The sequence below is a fragment of the Nanchangia anserum genome (genome assembly GCF_015240065.1).
Classification (GTDB): domain Bacteria; phylum Actinomycetota; class Actinomycetes; order Actinomycetales; family Actinomycetaceae; genus Nanchangia; species Nanchangia anserum.
In genome coordinates this window covers 1,230,125-1,250,178 of record NZ_CP060506.1, presented here as the reverse complement: position 1 = coordinate 1,250,178, position 20,054 = coordinate 1,230,125, and the positions used below count along the sequence as shown (strand labels likewise).

Below are 20,054 nucleotides of genomic sequence, written 5' to 3'. Positions count from 1 at the left end.
GAATCCAGGTGAGTAAGTTCCACGGGAGCCTCCTATACGACGATGACGTCAATGATGGACCAGGCCGCGACGTCGGTGACGTCTTCGGCGATGACGGCCAGCCCCGTCGCCTCGTGCAAAGAGGCGACGAAGTGCGAACGCGATCCCAGGCGGTGTGTCGGGCGCGCGATCGGCGTGTTGCCGGCCTGGCGGGGCCAGGTGACGTGAACGGGCACGAACTGGCGCTTTCCGGCGGGACTGCGCCACCCCGACGACGTCGTCGCGGCCACCGTGACCGCCTGCGCCGCATCGCCGCGCCCGGTCAGCGCCGCCAGCACGGGGCGGACGAAGACGTGGAACGAGACGAAGACCGAGACGGGATTTCCCGGCAGCGCGCACAGCAGCGCCGAGTTGTCGCCCGCACGCACCCGCCCGAAGCCCTGCGGCTTCCCCGGTTGCATGGCGACCTGATTGAAGCGCAGGTCGATGGTGTCGGCGGCAGCTTTGACGACGTCGTAGGCGCCCGCGCTCACCCCGCCCGAGGTGACGATGAGGTCGACGTCGGCGCACATGCGCGCGAGGGTGGCCGCGAACTCCTCGGCGTCGTCGCCGCTGTGGGTGACGGTCACTACGTCGGCGTCGGCACGTTCGAGCAAGGCTCGCAGCAGCACCGAGTTCGAGTCGGGGATTTGCGCGAGGTCGAGGTCGTTACCCGCGCTCACGAGTTCGTCGCCCGTCGAGACGACGCCCACGCGCACGCGCGGGCGCACCTTCAGGCGGGCATAGCCGACCGAGGCCGCCGACGATAACGCGGCCGGGCTGAGTATCTCGCCGCGGCGGATGATGACGTCGCCGACGCGGCAGTCTTCCCCCGCGTGGCGCACGTTCGCGCCGGCACGGGGCACGCGCAGGATCGTCACCTCGTCTGGCAGGGCGACGATGCCGGCGGGGGTCGTCGTGTCTTCGACCTTGACGACGGTGTCGGCGCCCTCGGGCACGCGTGCGCCCGTCATGATGCGCCACGCCTGACCCGGCTCGCAGCGGTAGACCGCATTGTCACCAGCGGCGATGTCGCCCGCAACCGGCAGGGTGATTGGCGTAGTCGGCTCGCTGGAATCGGCACCGGGGACGGCCTCGGTGGCGGGATCGAGGTCGCCCAGGTCCGCGGCCCGCAGCGCGAAGCCGTCCATCGCCGAGTTGGTGAAAGGCGGGACCGCATGGCGGGCGACGACGTCGTCGGCGAGGACGCAGCCGAGCGCATCGGCGACGTCGACCTCAACGGGCTCGAGCGCGGTGATCCCGGCCAGCAGGTCGGCAACGTAGGCTTCAACGGGAATCATGCGTGCTCCTTCGGCATAAACGCGACGACATTCCACTTTCCCGCCGCCGCATCAACGATGAGGAGGCGCCCGATGAGCGGGGTACCGGCACCTGTGATGAGTTTGACGACCTCGGTCGCCATGAGCGATCCGGCCTGCCCACACACCCCGCCGAGCACGCCCACGGTGCGCGAGGACGGCGTCGAGCCCGGCGGCGGGGGATCGGGGTAGAGGTGGCGCAGGGTGCGCCCCTGGGCAAAGACCGAGACCTGGAACGACATCCCGACGAGGGTCCCCCACACGTGGGGGATCTCGAGGGTGGTGCAGCAGTCGCTGAGCAGGTATTTCGACGAAAACGAATCCGTCGCGTCGACGACGACGTCGTAGCCGCGCGCGACGTCGCCCGCGTTATCCAGTGTCATGCCCGGCTCGACGCGCACGGCGATCTGCGAATTGAGCGCGCGCACCGTGCGCGCCGCCGAGACCGATTTGGCCTCGCCCAGGCGCGATTCGGGGTGGATAACCTGGCGCTGGAGATTCGACGGTTCCAGCCGATCGGGATCGGAAATCCCGATGGTGCCGACGCCGGCGGCGGCCAGGTAGGCGAGCACCGGGGAGCCCAGTCCTCCCGCGCCGACGACGAGGACGCGCGCGACGCGCAGCCGGGCGATTCCAGCCTCACCAATTCCGTCGACGCGTGCCGTCATCACGTCTCGCTGAGCGACCATCACTGTCCTCTCTTACCATGTGACCTTATGCCCCGCATCACCACCGGCATCACCGATGAGCCTCTGCCCGACCCCGATGAGCTCGCGCCCGAATGCGGCGCGCGCGTCGAGTTTCGCGGCGTCGTCCGCCGCCTCGACGAGGGCCGCGACGTCACCCACATTGTCTACGACGCGCACCCCGATGCCGCCGACTTCTTGGCCGAGGTCGTCGCGAACGCCGTCGGCGACGCCGAGGTCACCGACGTAACGGTGCTCCACCGCATCGGCCACCTGGCGATCGGTGATGTGGCCCTGCTCGTCGTCGTCGACGCGCCCCACCGCGGCCCCGCCTTCGCGCTGGCACCGGCGCTGGTCGACGCCCTCAAGGCCGGGGTGCCCATCTGGAAGGACCAGCACTTCGCCGACGGCACGCACGCGTGGTCGGCACTGCCCTAGCCGCCGGCGAAGGGCGGCAGGACGTCGATGATCGCGGCTGCTCCCGCCGGGGTTGTGGCATCGACGCGCTCGCCGTCGCGCAGGTACGACGAGACCTCGAGGACGCCCAGGAGCTCGGGCGTCGCCTCGCGCGCCGCGGCTTGCGCGACCGTGAGACCCGGGGCCGGGGTGACCTCGCGGCGGTCGAGGCCCGCGGCCTGCGCGGCACCGGCGAAATAGCGGACGGTGATCATCTCAACCTCCAATAGCGGACAGGGAATAGGCGCGCCCCGGCGTCGGCAGCCACGGATGTCCCGCGGGCTTGTTCCACGTCGCCTCGCGCCACAGCCGCTTCACCTCGTCGTCCCTGCCCGCGCGCAGCGCCTCGGACACGTCGACGTGGAGGGGCGAAAATAGGCACGGGTAGACGCGCCCGGTTGCCGAGACGCGGGTGCGCGAGCACGAGTGGCAAAACGGTGACGACATCGAGGCGATGATCCCGACCGTGCCGCCGGGAACATCGTAGGTCCTCGCCGGGGCATGGGGATCGTCGCCCGCTCGCGGGCTCAGATCCACATGGGCCGACAATGCGGACAAGATCTCGTCGCCGGTGGGGCCGGGTGTCTCTGCCAGCGGCCCGAACGGCATGAGCTCGATGGCCCGCCACTGCCAGCCGCGCGCGAGACAGTAGTCAACGAGGGAGGGGATTTCGGCGAGGCTGGTCGAGTCGACGATGACGGTGTTGACCTTGACGGGACCGAGCGATGAGGCAGCGACGGCGTCGAGGCCGGCCATGACGTCAGCGAGGCGGCGACGTCGACTCAGCGCGGCGAACCGGTCGGGATCGAGCGTGTCGAGCGAGATGTTGATCCGCCCCAGCCCGGCGGCGAGGAGGTCGTCGAGGCGCGAATCCAGGCCGATGGCGTTCGTCGTCAGCGCGATGCGACGCGGGAGCCCGGCGCGGTCGAACTCGGCGGCGGCCGCGGCGATGAGATCAGCCAGGTCGGGGCGCAGCAGCGGCTCGCCCCCGGTGAAGCGGACGTCGTGAATTCCCACCTCTAAGCCGATGCTCACGAGGCGAGCGACGTCGTCGGCGCGCAGCAGATCCGAGCGTGCGGCCCACGAGCGGGCGTCCTCGGGCAGGCAGTAGGCGCAGCGCAGATTGCAGCGGTCGGTCACGGAAATGCGCAGATCGCGCGCCGTTCTGCCAGACTGATCGACGAGGGCGTCCATCCCACCTCCTCACGTGCGCTACACAGCCTAGCGGCGCCGCGGTAGGTACGCGCGAGCGCAGAAAGGACTCCGATGCACGAGCACGCGATCATCCTCGCCGGGGGCAGCGGCGAACGCCTGGGCGGCGTCGACAAGGCGGCAATCCGCTACCGCGACCACAGGCTCCTCGATCGCCTCCTCGCCGCGTTGAGTGGGATCGATACCGTCGTCGTCGCCCCGCCCCACGTTGACGTTCCCGCGGGCGTGCGGTGGACGCTCGAGGAGCCGCCGGGTGGGGGACCGGCCGCCGGCATCGTCTGGGGCCTGGCCGCGGCGGGTCTCCTCGACGACCCGGTCGGGTGCGTCGGCGTCTTCAGCGTCGATTCCCCGATCGCCCCCGACATCGCCGCAGACCTCTTCGCCGTTGCCCGCTCACACCCTCACGTCGGCGCCGTCGCGTGTTCACCGTCGGGTCAGCGCCACCACCTGCTCGCCGTCTACCCCGCGCCCGCCCTCGTCGCCGCCGTGCGCGCTCTCGCCGCGCAGCACCCGCCGGCGACCCCGTGGTACGCGGGCGTGCGCGACCTCGCGGCACGCCGGTTGACCTCGGGTATCGCCGTCGAGGAGGTCGGCTACAGCGACGCCGACATGCGCGACATCGACACCCCGGCCGATGCTGCCGCCTGGGGTGCGCACGTGCCCGAGTCCTATTAGGCAATGCGGGAGTGAGATAAAGGTCCTAGAAGCCGGTCGAGACGTTCGACCCAGCGCGACAAAAAGTCCCGATAAATGGCGCATGTGCGACAGGGGGAGCGGTAGTGAGCACGCATGCGGGGGCAGCCATAGCCTGAGCGAAGAATGTTGTTCCTCGCTACTCGGAGTGGTTATGGCTGTCACCCAACGCAAGGGAACCCTCGTCAATTGGGATCCCGAAAACCCTGACACGTGGTCGGCAACACTCGCCTGGAAAACCCTGGCGATCTCGACCTATTCGCTGACCCTCGCGTTTTGCGTGTGGTTCCTCGTCTCGGCGCTCGCCCCACGCCTCAACGACGTCGGCTTCGACCTGACGAAGGGGCAGCTGTACTGGCTGACGTCGATGCCCGGCCTTTCCTGCGGCTTCTTGCGACTGATCTACATGTTCATGCCGGCGACGATCGGCACCCGCAAGCTCGTCGGGATCTCGTCGCTGCTCTACATCATTCCCATGCTCGGGTGGTTCTTCGCCGTCCAAAACCCCGACACCCCCTACTGGTGGCTGCTGTGCCTGGCGTTCCTGTGCGGCATCGGCGGCGGCTCGTTCTCGGGCTACATGCCCTCGACGGGCTTCTTCTTCCCCAAGCGGCTCTCGGGCACGGCACTGGGCATCCAGGCGGGCATCGGTAACCTCGGCATGTCGATCATCCAGTTGGCCAGCCCGCTGCTCATGGGCTTCGGATTGTTGGGAATGACGTGGGTGGCCCCGGCGCGCGTCGAGGGCGGCGACCTCTACATCGTCAATCCCGCAATCTTCTTCATCCCGTGGTGCCTGCTCGCGGCCGTGCTCGCCTTCACCCAGCTCAAGGACGTTCCCGTCAAGGCCTCGGTGCGCGAGCAGCTCGACATCTTCTCCAACCCCGACACGTGGCTCATGACGCTCATGTACGTCATGACCTTCGGGACGTTCTCGGGATTCGCCGCCCAGTTCGGCCTCATGATTAACAACAATTTCGGCGAGTCCTCGCCCCTCAAGCTCGCCGTCGCCGGGGCCTCCTACGCGTTCTTGGCCCCGCTCATCGGCTCGCTCGTGCGCGTCGCGTGGGGACCACTGTGCGATAAGTACACCGGCGGGCTGTGGACGTTCGTCTCGGGCGTCGGCCAGGCCGTCTGCTTCGCGATCGCCGGCTACTTCACCCTGGCCCCAGAGGGCATGGGAGCATTCTGGGGCTTCCTCGTGGCGATGCTCGCGATGTTCTTCTTCACGGGGCTGGGCAACGCCGGCACCTTCAAGCAGATGCCGATGATTATGCCCAAGCGCCAGGCCGGCGGTGCCATCGGCTTCACCGCCGCGGTCGCCTCGTTCGGGCCGTTCTTCGTCGGAATTGCCCTCTCATCGATGTCGGCGACGGCGTGGCTGTGGTGCTGCGCGGCGTTCTGCGTCGTCGGGTCGTGTGTGTGTTGGTTCTGCTACGCGCGCCCGGGCGCGCCCGCACGCGGATAAGGAAAGGAAGGGACGATGGGACTGTATTCCTTCGGCGCAGCGTTGCGCCGCGCGAGCGCGTCCGAGGACGCCCGGGCGATGTTCGCCACGGGCGGGCGTGACGCCGACGCGTTCTACCGTCAACGGTGGAGCTTCGACAAGGTCGTCCGCTCGACCCACGGGGTCAACTGCACGGGCTCGTGCTCGTGGAAGGTCTATGTCAAGGACGGGATTATCGTCTGGGAAACCCAGGAGACGGATTACCCGACGACGGGGCCCGACCTGCCCGAATACGAGCCGCGCGGGTGCCCGCGAGGCGCGGCGTTTAGCTGGTACGAGTATTCACCCACGCGCGTGCGCTACCCCTACGTGCGCACCCAGCTGCTCGAGGCGTGGCGCGAGGCCAAGAAGATCCACCCCGATCCCGTCGAGGCCTGGCAAGCCATCCAGGCCGACCCGCAGAAGCGCGCGTCCTACGTGAGCGCTCGCGGGCGCGGGGGCATGGTGCGGGCCTCGTGGGAGGAAGCCACCGAGATCGTCGCCGCGGCCAACGTCGCGACGATCAAGGAATACGGCCCCGACCGCATCGCCGGATTCTCGGTGATCCCCGCGATGTCGATGGTCTCCTACGGCGCCGGGGCCCGCTTCATCGAGCTCATGGGCGGGGTCATGCTGTCGTTCTACGACTGGTACGCCGACCTGCCCGTCGCTTCGCCGCAGGTCTTCGGCGATCAGACGGATGTTCCCGAGGCCGGCGACTGGTACAACGCCGACTACCTCATCATGTGGGGCTCGAACGTGCCGCTCACGCGCACGCCCGATGCCCACTTCATGACCGAGGCACGCTACCACGGTCAGAAGGTCGTCGCCGTCAGCCCCGACTTCGCCGACAACACGAAGTTCGCCGACGAGTGGGTGCGCCCGCACCCGGGCACCGACGGCGCCGTGGCCTTCGCTATGGGCCACGTCATCCTCAGCGAATTCCACGTTGGTAAGCGCGAGGAGTTCTTCCTCGACTACATGCGCCGCTACACGGATTCGCCGTTCCTCATCGAGCTCGAGCGCGGCGACGAGGGCCTCGTGCCCGGCAAGTTCGTCACGGCCGCCGATGTTCCCACCGCTACCGGCGATCAGCCGAATCCGTCATTCCGTCCCGTCGTCATGGAGGCGAACGGGCGCGTCGTCGACCCGGGTGGCACGCTGGCCGATCGTTACGGCGAGGCCGGCGCGGGCAAGTGGAACCTCACCCTCGACGGCGTCGATCCCGTCCTGTCCCTCATGGACACCGCTGAGTGGTCGAGCACGGAGGTGTGCCTGCCCCGTTTCGACCTGCCCGCGGGCGAGGGAACCGGGGCGTCGGTCGGCGCAGGGATTATCCGCCGCGGCGTGCCCGTGCGCCGGGTCGGCGACAAGCTCGTGACGACGGTCTACGACCTCGTCCTCGCCAATTACGGCGTCAAGCGCGACGGGCTGGCGGGGGAGTGGCCGGAGTCCTACGAGGACGCCTCCCAGCCGGGGACGCCTGCGTGGGCCGAAGAGCACTCGGGTGTTCCCGCCGCCCAGACCGCGCGGATCGGTCGCGAGTTCGCCCGTTCCTCGATCGATTCGGGCGGGCGCTCGATGATCATCATGGGGGCCGGCGTCAACCACTACTTCCACGCCGACACCATCTACCGGACCTTCCTCGCGTTGACGACGTTCTGCGCGACCCAGGGGAAGAACGGCGGCGGCTGGGCCCACTACGTCGGGCAGGAGAAGCTGCGCCCGCAGACGGGCTGGGCACAGTACGCCTTCGCCCTCGACTGGCATCGTCCCGCGCGGCAGATGATCTCGACGGGATTTTGGTACCTGCTCACCGATCAGTGGCGCTACGACCGCGTCAACGTCGAGCACATGATCTCGCCTCTGGCGCAATCGTCCGGGCGGCGCGAGGCCCCGGTGGATTCGCTCGTCGAGGCCAGCCAGCGCGGGTGGATGCCGAGCTATCCGACGTTCGACCGGTCGAATCTTGACCTGGCCGAGACGGCGCACGCGCAGGGGAAGTCCGCCGCTGACTACATCGCCGGCGAGCTCGAGGCCGGTCGCCTGGCCTTCGCCTGCACCGACCCGGACAATCCCCGCAACTTCCCGCGCGTGCTGTTCAACTGGCGCACGAACCTGCTGGGATCCTCGGCGAAGGGCACCGAGTTCTTCTTGCGCCACATGCTCGGCGTCGACTCCGATGTCTCGGCCGAGAGCTGGCGCCCGAGGAGCGCCCGGCCTCGATGACGTGGCGCGAGGAAGGGGCGCGCGGCAAGCTCGACCTCATGGTGTGCGCGGACTTCCGCAACACCTCGACGACGCTGCACTCCGACATCGTGTTGCCGGCGGCGACGTGGTAGAGAAGCACGACCTGTCGAGCACCGACATGCACCCTTACATCCACTCGTTCAACGAGGCAGTCGCCCCGCCGTGGGAGGCGCGCACGGATTTCGACCTGTTCAAGGACCTGGCGATCCTCGTGTCGCGGATGGGGAAGAAGCACCTGGGCGTGCGCCGCGACGTCGTCGCCGTTCCGCTCGGGCACGACACCCCCGACGAGCTGACGATGGCGCACGGGCGCGTGCCGGCGCGCTCCGAATGCGGCTGGGTTCCCGGCGTGACGATGCCGAAGCTCGTTGAGGTCGAGCGCGACTATTCGCGCATCGCCGAGAAATACGTCACCCTCGGCCCGCTGAGCGCGGGAGCCGGGATGGTGACGAAGGGCGTCACCTACACGCCCGACGAGGAGGTGGCCGCCCTGGCCAGGGCCAATGGCACGCTGCCGACGGCAACGGGGCAACGCCCGGCGCTGGACACGGCGATCAAGGCGGCCGACGCCATCCTCGCGCTGTCGGGGACGTCGAACGGTCGCCTCGCGCACCAGGGCTTCACGGAGGTCGAGAAGCGCACCGGGACGGCGATGGCGCACCATGCGGCCGGCAGCGTCGACAAGCGGATCACTTTTGCCGACACCGTCGTCCAACCCCAGGGCGTCATCACCTCGCCCGAGTGGTCGGGATCCGAGCACGGGGGCCGGCGTTACTCGGCGTTCGCCATCAACATCGAGACGATGAAGCCATTCCATACCCTGACGGGGCGGATGCACTACTACCTCGATCACGACTGGCTCCAGCGTATGGGCGAGTCGATGCCGATCTATCGTCCGCCCCTCGACATGCATCACATGGTGGGTGAGCCGGCTCCGGGGCAGCTCGGGCGCGGCGGCGAGGCGCAGGCCGAAGTCGCCGTGCGCTACCTGACCCCGCACAACAAGTGGGCGATTCACTCCCAGTACTACGACAACCTCCACATGCTCACACTTGGTCGCGGCGGCCAGACCGTGTGGATGTCGATTGAGGATGCCGAGAAGATCGGGGTGAGGGACAACGACTGGATCGAGGCCTACAACCGCAACGGCGTCGTGGCCGCCCGCGCCATCGTCTCCCACCGCATCCCCGAGGGCACGGTGTTCATGCACCACGCCCAAGATCGCCAGATCGCCACGCCGCTGACCGAGACGACGGGGCGGCGCGGCGGAACCCACAACTCGCTCACCCGGATTTTGCTCAAGCCCTCGCACATGGCCGGAGGGTACGGGCAGTTCACGTACGCCTTTAACTACGTGGGTCCCACCGGTTGCCAGCGCGACGAAGTGACGATGATTCGCCGCCGCACGAAGGAGGTCGACTTCTCATGAAGGTCATGGCACAAATCGCGATGGTGATGAATCTCGACAAGTGCATCGGCTGCCACACGTGCTCGGTCACGTGCAAGCAGGCCTGGACGAACCGCGAGGGCACCGAGTACATGTGGTTCAACAACGTCGAGACCCGCCCGGGCGTCGGCTACCCGCGCACGTGGGAGGACCAGGAGAAGTGGCAGGGCGGGTGGACCCGCACGGCCTCGGGCAAGCTCAAGCCGCGCGCCGGTGGCAAGCTCAAGAAGCTCGCGACGATCTTCTCCAATCCCAACATGCCCGGGGTCGAGGACTACTACGAACCGTGGACGTACGAGTACGACAAGCTGCTCTCGGCCCCGCGCGACCAGCGGGTCTTGCCGGTGGCCCGGGCGAAGTCCCAGCTCACGGGTAAGCACATGGACACGATCTCGTGGGGACCGAACTGGGACGACGACCTGGGCGGGTCGGCCGAGACGCTGTCGCAGGATCCCGTCGCCGCGCAGGTCGGGTTGAAGATCAAGACGAGCATCGAATCCTCGTTCATGTTCTACCTGCCGCGCATCTGCAACCACTGCTTGAACCCGACGTGCGTCGCGTCGTGCCCGTCGGGCGCGATGTACAAGCGCACCGAGGACGGCATCGTCCTCGTCGATCAGGACAAGTGCCGCGGCTGGCGCATGTGCGTGTCGGGATGCCCGTACAAGAAGGTCTACTTCAACCACGCGACGGGCAAGGCGGAAAAGTGCACGCTGTGCTACCCGCGCCTCGAGGTCGGCCAGCCGACCGTGTGCTCCGAGACGTGCGTTGGGCGGCTGCGCTACCTCGGCGTCCTGCTCTACGATGCCGACCGCGTGGGCGAGGCTGCGGCGACCGAGAATCCGCAGGATCTCTACGAGGCCCAGCGCGACATCATGCTCGATCCCTTTGACCCCGAGGTCATGGAGGCCGCGCGGGCCTCGGGCGTGCCCGACGCCTGGGTGCGCGCCGCCCAGCAATCGCCCGTGTACGCGCTCATCCACACCTACGGCGTGGCGCTGCCGCTGCATCCCGAGTACCGCACGTTGCCGATGGTGTGGTACGTCCCGCCGCTGTCGCCCCTCGTCGAGGAGATCACCGCTGCGGGTGGCGACGGTGAGGACCACCGGATCCTCTTCACCGCGGTGTCGCAGATGCGCATTCCGCTCGAGTACCTGGCGGGGCTGCTCAGCGCCGGCGACGAGGCGCTGGTCGAGCGAGTCCTGCGCCGGCTGTGCGCCATGCGCTCGCACATGAGGGCGATTCGCCTCGAGCAGGCGCCCGATCCCGAGATCGCCCGGGCCGTCGGCATGCGCGGGGACCAGCTGGAGGAGATGTACCGGCTGCTCGCCATCGCGAAGTACGACGATCGCTACGTCATTCCCACCGCCCAGACGATGCTGCCGCGCGGCATCGCCGAACTCGAGGGCCACGAAGAGGCCGCCGAGGCCCTGGGGATCGGCGCGCCCTCGGGATGCTCGATCTCGTTCGAGGCCCTGCGCGGCTCGCGTGAGCGGGCGGAATCTCCGCTCATTCCGCAGGGCACGGGGCGGGTCAACCTCCTCGACCCGGAGGTGAGACCGTGAGCGACATCGACCGCGTCTTTGACGCCCACATGGCGCTCGGCCTGGCCCTGGACTACCCGGGCGGGGACTGGGAGAAGGTCGTCGAGGCGATCGGCGAGGCCGACCTCGTCGGCAACGTTCGCGCCCATGTCGATCGCTTCCTCGAGGTTGCGACCGCGTGGGGACCGCAACGCCTGCGCGAACACTACGTCCGCGTCTTCGACAACAAGCGCCGGTGCAGCCTGTACGTCACGTACTTCGACATGGGGGACACGCGCCGGCGCGGCGCGGCCCTCACGACGTGCGCCGACCTGTATCGCGCCGTCGGGTTTGCCCCGCCAGACCACGAGCTTCCCGACTACCTGCCGCTGTTGCTCCAACTGTCGGCACGTTCGCGCGACGTCCTCGTCAGCGAGGTGCTGGGGGCAATGCTGCCGGGCATCGAGGTCGTCCGGCGGGCGCTGGAGGAGGCCGAGGCCAGCCCGTACGTTCACCTCCTTGATGCCGTGCGCGCGACGCTGCCGAGTCTCACCGAGGACCAGCGTGAGCGTGTGAGGACCCTGATCGGTCAGGGGCCGCCGAGCGAATTGGTGGGCCTGTCCGATTCCCCCCTGCCCCTGTTTGCGAAAGGATAGCCATGAGTGCCGACATGTTGATGTGGGTGGGCCTGCCGTACGCCAGCTTCGCGGCGCTCGTCGTCGGGTTGATCTGGCGGTGGCGAACCGACCAGTTCGGGTGGACGTCGCGATCGTCGCAGTGGAACGAACGCGCGATCCTGCGCTGGTCTTCCCCGCTGTTCCACCTCGGGATTATCTTCGTCTTTCTCGGCCACGTCGCCGGAATGCTCGTGCCGAAGGGCCTCACCGAGGCCGTGGGCGTCAGCGAACACCTGTACCACCTGGGAGCCGTCACCGGCGGCGGGATCGCCGGTGTCATGACGATCGTCGGCCTCATCGGCCTGCTCTATCGGCGCTTCGTCACGCGCTCGATCCTGCTGCGCACGACGACGAGCGACATCGTCATGTACGTCTCCTCATCATCCCCATCGTCTTGGGGATGGGGGCGACCCTCATGAACCAGGTGTTCGGGCAGCCGGGCGGCTACGACTACCGCGAGACCATCGGCCCGTGGATCCGCTCGGTCATCCTCCTCCACCCCCAGCCCGGGCTCATGGCCGAGGTGCCGCTGTCGTTCCAGCTCCACATCATCGCGGCGATGATCCTCTTCGCCGTGCTGCCGTGGACGCGCCTCGTTCACATCGTCTCGGCGCCCGTGGCCTACCCGACGCGCCCCGACATCATCTACCGCTCGCGCACGGCCGGGACGCTGAGCGCCACCGACGGACCTCGCCGCGACTACTCGCGGGGCTGGCAGCCCGTGCGTCACCAGTCCGAGGCCAGTGAGGACGTTCCCTATGTCGGCGCCTGAGACTCGTCCCTCGCGCCCGCCGATGTCGCGGGGCCGGCTCGTTCCGCTCGACCGCGACGTTCCCGGTGCCGTCATCACGGTGTCGACGCGGTGCTCGCTGGGCGAGGCCGAGGACCGCTCGGGTCCGCGCGCGGTCGCCATCCTCGCCGAGCATCGGATCGTCTGCCCGCCCCCGCTCGTGGTTCCCGACGACGTTGCGGCCATTCGCGCGGCCATCGCCGAGGAGATCGCGGCCGGGGCGCGCCTCGTCGTGACGACGGGAGGAACCGGGGTGACCCCGGGCGACGTGACCCCCGAGGCGTGCGAGCCGCTGATCGATCAGCGCTGCCACGCCATCGAGACTCAGGTGCTGCTGCGCGGCCTCGACAACACGCCGTTGGCGGCGCTGTCGCGCGGCTACGTCGGCATCACCCACGAGGGCAACGCGCGGGGCGTCGTCATCGCCAATGCGCCGGGATCGCGCGGGGGAGTGGCGGATACGCTCGCCGTGCTCGCCCCGTTGTTTCCGCACCTGCTCGAGCAGCTGGACAACAGCGACCACTAGTGTGAGACGACCGCGGCCCGCCACCTGGTGGAGGTGGCGGGCCGCGCGTGTCACGTGAGCTACCGGGACTGGACCTCGGCGATCCAGGCCTCGACGTCGGCGACGGTGCGGGGAATGTCCTCGCTCATGCGCCGGGCCGTGCCGTCGGCGTCAATGACGATGTCGTCCTCGATGCGCACGCCCATGCCCCGGAAACGCTCGGGCAGCAGTTCGTCGTCGGCGTGGAAGTACAGGCCCGGCTCGATGGTGAAGCACATCCCGGGTTTGAGCTCGGCGTCGAGGTAGAGCTCGCGCGCGGCCTGGGCGCAGTCGTGCACGTCAAGCCCGAGGTGATGCGAGACCCCGTGGGGCATCCACCGGCGGAACTGCTGACCCTCCTCGCTCAGCGCCTCCTCGGCACTGCACGGCAGCACGCCCCAGCGGTCGAGGTGGCGCACGAGCACGGCGACGGCGGCGTCGTGGACGTCGCGGAACTTCGCGCCCGGCTCACTGGCCTTGGCCAGGCCGGCCTCACACGCCTCGAGCACCGCTTCGTAGACCTCGCGCTGGTCGTCGGTGAAGGTGCCGTCGACCGGCAGGGTGCGGGTGATGTCGGCGGTGTAGAGCGAGTCGGCCTCGACCCCGGCGTCGACGAGAACGAGGTCGCCGGGGTGAACCTCGCCGTCGTTGTCGATCCAGTGCAGGGTGTTGGCGTGGTTGCCCGACGCGGCGATCGTGTCGTACCCCAGGCCGTTGCCGTCCTCGCGGGCGCGCGCCCCGAAGGCCCCCTCGATGACGCGTTCGCCGCGGTGGTGGCCGAGGGCACGCGGCAGCGAGGCGATGATCTCCTCGAAGCCGGTCTTGGTGATGGCAATGGCGTGCTCGAGTTCGCCGACCTCGTAGGCGTCTTTGATGAGGCGGATCGTCGAGGCGCGCTCCTCCAGGGCCTCGTCCTCGGCGCGCGCGTCCTCGCCGGTGGCGAGCCCCGCCTGGGTGCGCACCTCGTCGACCATGGCCTGCACGTGAGCATCGACGTTGCGGATGACCCGCAGCCCGAGCTGGCCGGCGTCCTTGGCCAACTGGTCGGGGAGCTGGGCGATGTCGGCGACCTCGAGGCCCGTTGCCGCCTCCATGTCCTCCAGCGTGTAGCGCGGGCCGACCCAGAACTCGCCGTAGCGCGAATCGGCGTAGAACTCCTCGGACGTGCGCGGGGCCTGCGGCTTGAAGAACAGCACGCCGCGATGCGTCTCCTCGCCCTCGCGCCGGCGTCCTTGCAACGTAGAACCGTCCGCATCCGTCAGCGGCTCGAGGACGAGGACCGCGTCCGGCTCGAGTTCCCCGCCCAGGCCCGTGAGGTGGGCGAATGCCGAGTGGGCGCGGAAGCGGTAGTCGGTGTCGTTGGAGCGGACCTTGTAGGTGCCGGCCGGGATGACGAGGCGTTGACCAAGGAACGGTTCGCCGAGGACGTGGTGGCGCTGTGCCAGGTGAGGCGCCGCGCCAGACGTCGCCGGGCGCTCGGTCGCGCGCGGTGCCCAGCCGGTGCCGACGAAGTCGCGGAATGCCTGCGATCCCGCTCGGCGCGAGCGGTTATTGACACGGTCGGACAGGGGCTGGTCGTCGCGTCCCGTCTTGCCGGAGAGCGAAATGTCGTTCGACATGGTGAGCCTTTCCTCGACACTGCTACCTTCCCCACACTAACGCAGCCAGCCGCGCCTGCACCGGCTGGGCGGGCACACCTAGGCTGGGGGAATGAGCATCCCGAGGATTGACCCGCACGCGCATACACGCTGCTCCGACGGCACAGACAGCCCGCGCGAGCTCATGGCGGCGGCGCGCGCGGCGGGATTGAGCGTTGTCGGCATCACCGACCACGACACGACCGCGGGGTGGGACGAGGCCGCGGCCGCCGTCGACGAGGTCGGGGTCGGGTTGCTGCGGGGCGCCGAGGTGTCGTGTTCGTGGCGCGGCATCACCGTGCACATGCTGTCCTACCTGCACGATCCCGCCCACCGGGCGCTGCGCGACCTCTACGCCGATATCCACGCGGCCAGGCAGCGGCGCATCACCGAGATGGTGTCCCGGATCAGCCGCGACTATCCCATCGACCTCGACGACGTCACCCGCCAGGCGGGGCCCGGGGTGGCGATCGGGCGTCCCCATATCGCCGATGCCCTCATCGAGGCGGGCTGCTTCCGCCATCGCAACGAGGTGTTCGCGCGCGTGCTCGCCGTCTCCTCGCCCTACTACGTTCGCTACGACGCCCCCGATGCCCGCGACGTCATCCGCGCCATCCGCGACGCCGGCGGCGTCCCCGTCCTCGCGCATCCGCGCCCGCTGAACCGCCAGCGTCGGGTCATCCCCGGCGACGAGATCGGGCGGTGGGCGCGAGCGGGCCTGTTCGGCGTCGAGGTTGACCACCCCGATCACACCGCCGAATGGCGCGTCGCAGTATCAACGATCGCGCGTCGCTACGGCCTCGTCGAGACGGGATCGTCGGACTACCACGGGCGCGGCAAGACGACGCGGCTCGGCGACAACCTGACGGCACCGAGCGCGCTCGAGCGCATCGTTGCCGAGGGCTGCCTGCCGCTGCTGACCCCGGCGCTCCGCTAGGCCCGCCGCAGCCAGCGCGTGAGAACGATCACGATGCCGATGAGCGCCCACGCGCCGGCGATCGCCAGGGCCAGGCTCGAGGCGTCGACGAGCAGAGCGAGCACGATGACGATGCCGAGGACGGGCACGATCGCCGCCTTCACGCCCTCGCCGCGTTGGAACGCGTAGTAGCGGATGGCCGCGACGTGGAGGAACAGGAAGGCGGTTAACGCGCCGACGGTGACCATCGAGGAGAGGATTTCCAGCCCGTCCGCGCGCAGCGCCGCCAGGGTCGAGACGACGAGGGTGACGCCGGCTGTGGCCAGCGTGGCGTTGCGGGGCACGCCGTCGTGGCCATCAATGCGGCCGAGTGCGGCCGGGGCGTCGCCGTCGCGTCCCATGGCGAACAGCAACCGGGCGGCAGCCGCCTGGGCGACGAGGGCCGAGAAGACGGGGCCGATCGCACGCATGAACGTGATCGGGTACGACAACCACCCGCCGATCTCGGTGCGCAACATGTCGTAGAACGCCGTGCCCTGAGCGGCCGGATCGGCGGCGAGCTCGGCGGGGGTCAGCGGCATGATGAGCGAGGCCAGGTAGGTCTGGGCGACAAAGAGCGCCGCGGCGACGATGAGGCACACCCGCAGGGCGCGCCCGGTTTGGCGGGTCGACCCCGTCGTCTCCTCGGCAAACGAGGCGATCGCGTCGAAGCCGAGAAAGGCCAGCGCCGCGACCGTGCCGGCGCCAAGCAGTGCCGAGACGTCGAAGCCTGCGACACCGGTGAGGGGAGACAGCCAGTCGCGGCTCGGCCCATCGCTCGCGAGGACGCCGATGGCCCCGGCGGCAAAGCCGACGAGCTCGAGGACGCCGATGCCGAGCATGACCATCCCGACGCGCGCGGCCAGCTTGACCCCGGCGAGGTTGAGAATCGTGATGAGGCCGACCCCAACGAGCGTGAACACCCATACGGGGATGGCTGGGGCCAGCGCGTGGGCGGCGATCCCCATGAACAGCACCGCCATCGCCGGAATGAAGATGTAGTCGAGGCTGAGCATCCAGCCCGCGAGGAAGGCCGGACGCTGCCCGAGTGCCGCCTCGGCGTAGGCGTAGACCGAGCCGGCCCGCGGTACGGCGTGCGACATGCGCGCGTACGAATAGGCCGTCGCGCCCATTGCCGCGGCGGCAAGCAGGAAGACGACGGGCGTGATGCCACCGGAGCGGGCGTCGAGGACCCCGAACGTGCCCATGGGGGCGGTGATACCGATAAACAGCATCCCGTAGACGACGAGGTCGATGAGGGAGAGATTTCGGCGCAATGTCGGTTGCGCGGCGCGTGGTGCGGTCATGGCCCCTAATTGTGTTGTGGCGAAAACAATCCGGCGCGTCTATCCGCTATGAGAGAACACCGCCGGGCGGGGTACCCGATAGCGTCGTCGTGGGCCGGGCACGGGGTAGGCGGCCGTGCTCACCTAGACTGGGCCCATGAGCGTGACCCTGTCCGACCTGCGTCCCCGCGAGAACGCCGGGACGAGCGTGAGTGAGATTGCCGACCTCGTGGGCGCGACCTGCGAGCGCGCCGCCCAGGTGAGCGGCGTCAGCGTCGACTCGAATGACATTGCCCCCGGCGACCTCTTTATCGCCGTGCCCGGCGCGGCCACGCATGGCGCGTCCTTTGCCCGCCTGGCGGTGGAGCGGGGCGCGGTGGCCGTCCTCACCGATGCCGCCGGGGCGCGCCAGGTGTGCCGCGAGTGTCCGGACGTGCCCGTCATCGTCGTCGACGATCCCCGCCACGTCGAGGGCGAGGTCGCGGCTCGGGTCTACGGTGATCCGTCGGCCGCGATGCCGGTGCTCGGGGTGACGGGGACAAATGGGAAGACGACGACTGCCTACCTCCTCCACGCGATCATCCAGGGGCAGGGTGTGCCCGCGCTGTTGCAGGGTACGGGCGTGCAAAAGGTCGGCGATGACTCCGTCTACACCGTGCGCACGACGGCCGAGGCGCCGGTGCTCCATCGCCTCATGGCGCTTGCGCGCGAGCGGGGTCTAGCCGGGGCGGTTCTGGAGATCTCGGCGCACGCGGTCAGCCTCGAGCGGATCAACGCCATTCATTTCGACGCGGTGGGATTCACCAACCTCCAGCACGATCATCTCGACTACTACGGCGACATGGAGCACTACTACCGGGCGAAGGCCGGGCTCTTCGCCCCCGAGCACGCCCGCGTCGGCGTGGTGTGCGTCGACGACGAGTGGGGTCGTCGCCTCGCCGGCGAGGCCGAGATTCCCGTCGTCACGGTCTCAACGGCGGGCGAAGACGCCGACTGGCAGGTCGCTGACGCCCGCGTCGATTCGCGCACCGGGGGAACTTGCTTCACCCTGCGCGGAGAGGGCAGCGACTGGGGCTTGAGCTGCCCCCTGCCCGGTGACGTCAACGTCCAAAACAGCGCCGTCGCCGCCCTCGTCGCCCGCCAGGCCGGGATCGATCCCGACCAGATTGCCCGCGCACTCGCCGGTGCTCCGCAGGTGCCGGGGAGGATGGAAGCGATTGGCTCCGACTCACCCGATGACCCGCTCGTCATCGTCGACTACGCCCACACACCCGAGGCACTGGACGCCGTGCTGGAGACCGCGCGGGGATTGAGCTCCGGCAAGCTCCACGTCGTCTTCGGCACCGACGGGGACCGCGACGCGACGAAGCGCCCCGACGTCGGGCGCGCGGCGGCGCGCGGCGCCGACGTGTTGTGGGTGACGGACGAAAATCCGCGCACGGAACCGGCCCACGTCATGCGCTCCCAGCTGCTCGAGGGGATCTGCGACGAGCGTCCGAGCCTCGAGGGTGTCACCGTCGTCGAAACGTCGCGCCGCGACGCCATCCGCGAGGCGATCATGGCGGCCGCAGCCGACGACACCGTCATCATCACGGGAAAGGGCGCCGAGGCCTACCAGGAGATCAACTACTGTTTCCACCCGTTCTCGGACCAGGCCGTCGCCCGCGAGTGCCTGGAGGGGCGGGCACATCGACGCGCACTCACGGCGAGGCTCGATCAGTAGTCGGCGCTAGGAGAGCCCCACGTAGTTGGTGAACTCGGCCAGTCCCTCGTAGGTGACGGGATCGGTCGGGCGGATGAACGTGTCGGGAGTCACGACGAAGCGCACATCGGTGACGTAGCCGTCGTCACCCGCGATCCGCTCGGTGCCGTCGGCGACATAGCCGCACTTTTCGCTCACGCGCCGCGACGCGAGGTTCTCGACGTGTGCGGCCGAACGCATCTCGTCGAGTCCCAGGATGTCGAACGCGAAGGCGAGGATCATCTGGCGCATTCGCGTGCCGATCCCGCGACCGTGGAACTCTCGGGCCAGCCACGAGCCGGTTTCCGCGCTGCGGGTGCGCAGGGCGTGCGCGCCGATGATGTCTTGCAGACCGACGATCTCGCCGTCGTCGATGACGGCGAACGTCAGCGTGCACGTGGGCCGGCACGACTCGGCCATCTGCGTGTACCAGTAGGTGACGGCTTCGTGGTCGGGGCGCAGGTGCCACGGGGTGAGGAACGGCAGGGGGACCTCGGGCGAGGCGATGCCGCGCGCCTTGAGGTCGAGCAGCGCCGGGATGTCGGACTCGCGCAGGACGCGCAGCTGCGTGCTCGCACAGCTGATGAGCAGTCGATGCGGCGGCAGGATCGCGGGAGGCGTCGTCATGAGTGCAGGATATCGCTGTGCCCCCTGTCGGGCTCGAACCGACGACCCACGGATTATGAGTCCGCTGCTCTAACCGACTGAGCTAAGGGGGCGCGTCTACTGTACCCACCGCCTCCACGGCTTTCCACCACGCGCGTGGGCGGCACCGCGTCGCCGCCGCTCGCCGTTCACCTGGGCGTGCCGTAGCCTGAGAGACATGTGGAAGGCGAAGAGCCAGGTGCCCGAATCGGTCCGCCCGCACGTTGCACCGGGGGAGAAGGTGCTCGCCCTCGCCACCGTCCGCGACGGCGGTTACCTGCTCGCCTCGCGCACCCACCTCACCCACGTCGATGACGGCGGCGTCCTCATGCGCGAGGCCTGGTGCGTGTTCTCCGCGTTGACGTGGGACGAGGACAGCGGGCTGGCGACCCTGAGCCATATCGACCCGGCGGCCCCGCCCCTCGTCATCGCCCTCGAGCCGGCACCCAGCCTCGACTTCCTCACCGTCGTGCGCGAGGGGATGGACCGCGCACGCGTCTTCTACGCCACGTCCGAGCTGTCAAACGGCACCCAGGTCAGCTGCTGGGTGCTGCGCGATTCGCGCGGAGAGCTGTTCACGCTCACCACCGCGAGTGGGGCGATTCCGCCAATGGAGCGCGGCGAGGTCGATCGACTCGAGGCGCGCACCCGTGAGAGCGTCGGCCTCGATCCCGCCTAACGCGGCGCCC

16 protein-coding genes, 1 tRNA gene and 2 pseudogenes are annotated in these 20,054 nt (G+C 69.1%); 11 read left to right on the top strand and 8 right to left on the bottom strand.

Annotated elements, in window-relative coordinates; translation table 11 throughout:
* Positions 1-32: 32 nt before the first annotated feature.
* Positions 33-1,319 carry a molybdopterin molybdotransferase MoeA gene (locus H8R18_RS05835; RefSeq protein ID WP_191071135.1) on the bottom strand — a complete coding sequence of 429 codons (1,287 nt, stop codon included), beginning with the start codon at positions 1,317-1,319 and terminating at the stop codon, positions 33-35.
* On the bottom strand, positions 1,316-2,026 hold the full coding sequence (locus H8R18_RS05830) for a HesA/MoeB/ThiF family protein (RefSeq protein WP_191071134.1): 711 nt from the start codon (positions 2,024-2,026) through the stop codon (positions 1,316-1,318). The genes H8R18_RS05835 and H8R18_RS05830 overlap by 4 nt, the downstream gene beginning before the upstream one ends.
* A gap of 27 nt (positions 2,027-2,053) precedes the next feature.
* Here H8R18_RS05830 and H8R18_RS05825 point away from each other — a divergent pair, with 27 nt between their 5' ends.
* On the top strand, positions 2,054-2,461 hold the full coding sequence (locus H8R18_RS05825; protein ID WP_191071133.1) for a molybdenum cofactor biosynthesis protein MoaE: 408 nt from the start codon (positions 2,054-2,056) through the stop codon (positions 2,459-2,461).
* Here the strand turns inward: H8R18_RS05825 and H8R18_RS05820 are convergent.
* Both H8R18_RS05820 and moaA read right to left on the bottom strand, forming a co-directional pair.
* The gene (locus H8R18_RS05820; RefSeq protein ID WP_191071132.1) at positions 2,458-2,694 is read right to left on the bottom strand and encodes a MoaD/ThiS family protein; all 237 of its coding nucleotides are present in this window, start codon (positions 2,692-2,694) and stop codon (positions 2,458-2,460) included. The two genes, H8R18_RS05825 and H8R18_RS05820, sit on opposite strands and share 4 nt — an antisense overlap.
* 1 nt (position 2,695) lies before the next feature.
* Positions 2,696-3,673: a GTP 3',8-cyclase MoaA gene (gene moaA / locus H8R18_RS05815; protein ID WP_191071131.1), complete on the bottom strand. Its 978-nt coding sequence runs from the start codon at positions 3,671-3,673 to the stop codon at positions 2,696-2,698.
* 72 nt (positions 3,674-3,745) lie between these two features.
* Between moaA and mobA the strand changes: the two genes are divergently transcribed.
* The 7 genes and pseudogenes from mobA to H8R18_RS05780 all read left to right on the top strand — a co-directional run bounded on the left by mobA (position 3,746) and on the right by H8R18_RS05780 (position 13,083).
* A complete protein-coding gene (mobA, locus tag H8R18_RS05810) occupies positions 3,746-4,366 on the top strand; it encodes a molybdenum cofactor guanylyltransferase (RefSeq protein WP_191071130.1) in 621 nt (206 codons plus the stop codon).
* A gap of 172 nt (positions 4,367-4,538) precedes the next feature.
* On the top strand, positions 4,539-5,852 hold the full coding sequence (locus H8R18_RS05805) for a nitrate/nitrite transporter (protein WP_191071129.1): 1,314 nt from the start codon (positions 4,539-4,541) through the stop codon (positions 5,850-5,852).
* Positions 5,853-5,867: 15 nt separating this feature from the next.
* Positions 5,868-9,549, top strand: a pseudogene (locus H8R18_RS05800) (nitrate reductase subunit alpha).
* Positions 9,546-11,132, top strand: coding sequence for a nitrate reductase subunit beta (gene narH / locus H8R18_RS05795; RefSeq protein ID WP_191071127.1), 1,587 nt, complete (start codon positions 9,546-9,548; stop codon positions 11,130-11,132). The pseudogene H8R18_RS05800 and the gene narH overlap by 4 nt, the downstream one beginning before the upstream one ends.
* A complete protein-coding gene (gene narJ, locus H8R18_RS05790; protein WP_194189192.1) occupies positions 11,129-11,746 on the top strand; it encodes a nitrate reductase molybdenum cofactor assembly chaperone in 618 nt (205 codons plus the stop codon). Before narH ends, narJ begins: the two co-directional genes overlap by 4 nt.
* A 2-nt stretch (positions 11,747-11,748) precedes the next feature.
* Positions 11,749-12,539, top strand: a pseudogene (gene narI, locus H8R18_RS05785) (respiratory nitrate reductase subunit gamma).
* Complete coding sequence (locus tag H8R18_RS05780) at positions 12,526-13,083, top strand: molybdopterin-binding protein (RefSeq protein ID WP_191071124.1); 558 nt, start codon at positions 12,526-12,528, stop codon at positions 13,081-13,083. Before narI ends, H8R18_RS05780 begins: the two are co-directional and overlap by 14 nt.
* A 59-nt stretch (positions 13,084-13,142) precedes the next feature.
* Here H8R18_RS05780 and H8R18_RS05775 read toward each other — a convergent pair whose 3' ends face one another.
* Positions 13,143-14,720, bottom strand: coding sequence for an aminopeptidase P family protein (locus tag H8R18_RS05775; protein WP_191071123.1), 1,578 nt, complete (start codon positions 14,718-14,720; stop codon positions 13,143-13,145).
* A 91-nt stretch (positions 14,721-14,811) separates the two neighbouring features.
* Here H8R18_RS05775 and H8R18_RS05770 point away from each other — a divergent pair, with 91 nt between their 5' ends.
* Complete coding sequence (locus H8R18_RS05770) at positions 14,812-15,675, top strand: PHP domain-containing protein (protein ID WP_191071122.1); 864 nt, start codon at positions 14,812-14,814, stop codon at positions 15,673-15,675.
* Here H8R18_RS05770 and H8R18_RS05765 read toward each other — a convergent pair.
* Positions 15,672-17,000, bottom strand: coding sequence for an APC family permease (locus H8R18_RS05765; protein ID WP_191071121.1), 1,329 nt, complete (start codon positions 16,998-17,000; stop codon positions 15,672-15,674). The two genes, H8R18_RS05770 and H8R18_RS05765, sit on opposite strands and share 4 nt — an antisense overlap.
* 136 nt (positions 17,001-17,136) lie before the next feature.
* Between H8R18_RS05765 and H8R18_RS05760 the strand changes: the two genes are divergently transcribed.
* Positions 17,137-18,702, top strand: a complete 1,566-nt coding sequence (locus H8R18_RS05760) for a UDP-N-acetylmuramoyl-L-alanyl-D-glutamate--2,6-diaminopimelate ligase (RefSeq protein WP_191071120.1) — start codon at positions 17,137-17,139, stop codon at positions 18,700-18,702.
* Between the two features lie 6 nt (positions 18,703-18,708).
* Here the strand turns inward: H8R18_RS05760 and H8R18_RS05755 are convergent, their stop codons facing one another.
* Positions 18,709-19,347 carry a GNAT family N-acetyltransferase gene (locus H8R18_RS05755; RefSeq protein ID WP_191071119.1) on the bottom strand — a complete coding sequence of 213 codons (639 nt, stop codon included), beginning with the start codon at positions 19,345-19,347 and terminating at the stop codon, positions 18,709-18,711.
* Between the two features lie 18 nt (positions 19,348-19,365).
* A tRNA-Ile gene (locus H8R18_RS05750) sits at positions 19,366-19,439 on the bottom strand.
* 104 nt (positions 19,440-19,543) lie between these two features.
* Here H8R18_RS05750 and H8R18_RS05745 point away from each other — a divergent pair.
* Complete coding sequence (locus H8R18_RS05745; protein WP_191071118.1) at positions 19,544-20,044, top strand: hypothetical protein; 501 nt, start codon at positions 19,544-19,546, stop codon at positions 20,042-20,044.
* Positions 20,045-20,054 lie beyond the last annotated feature (10 nt).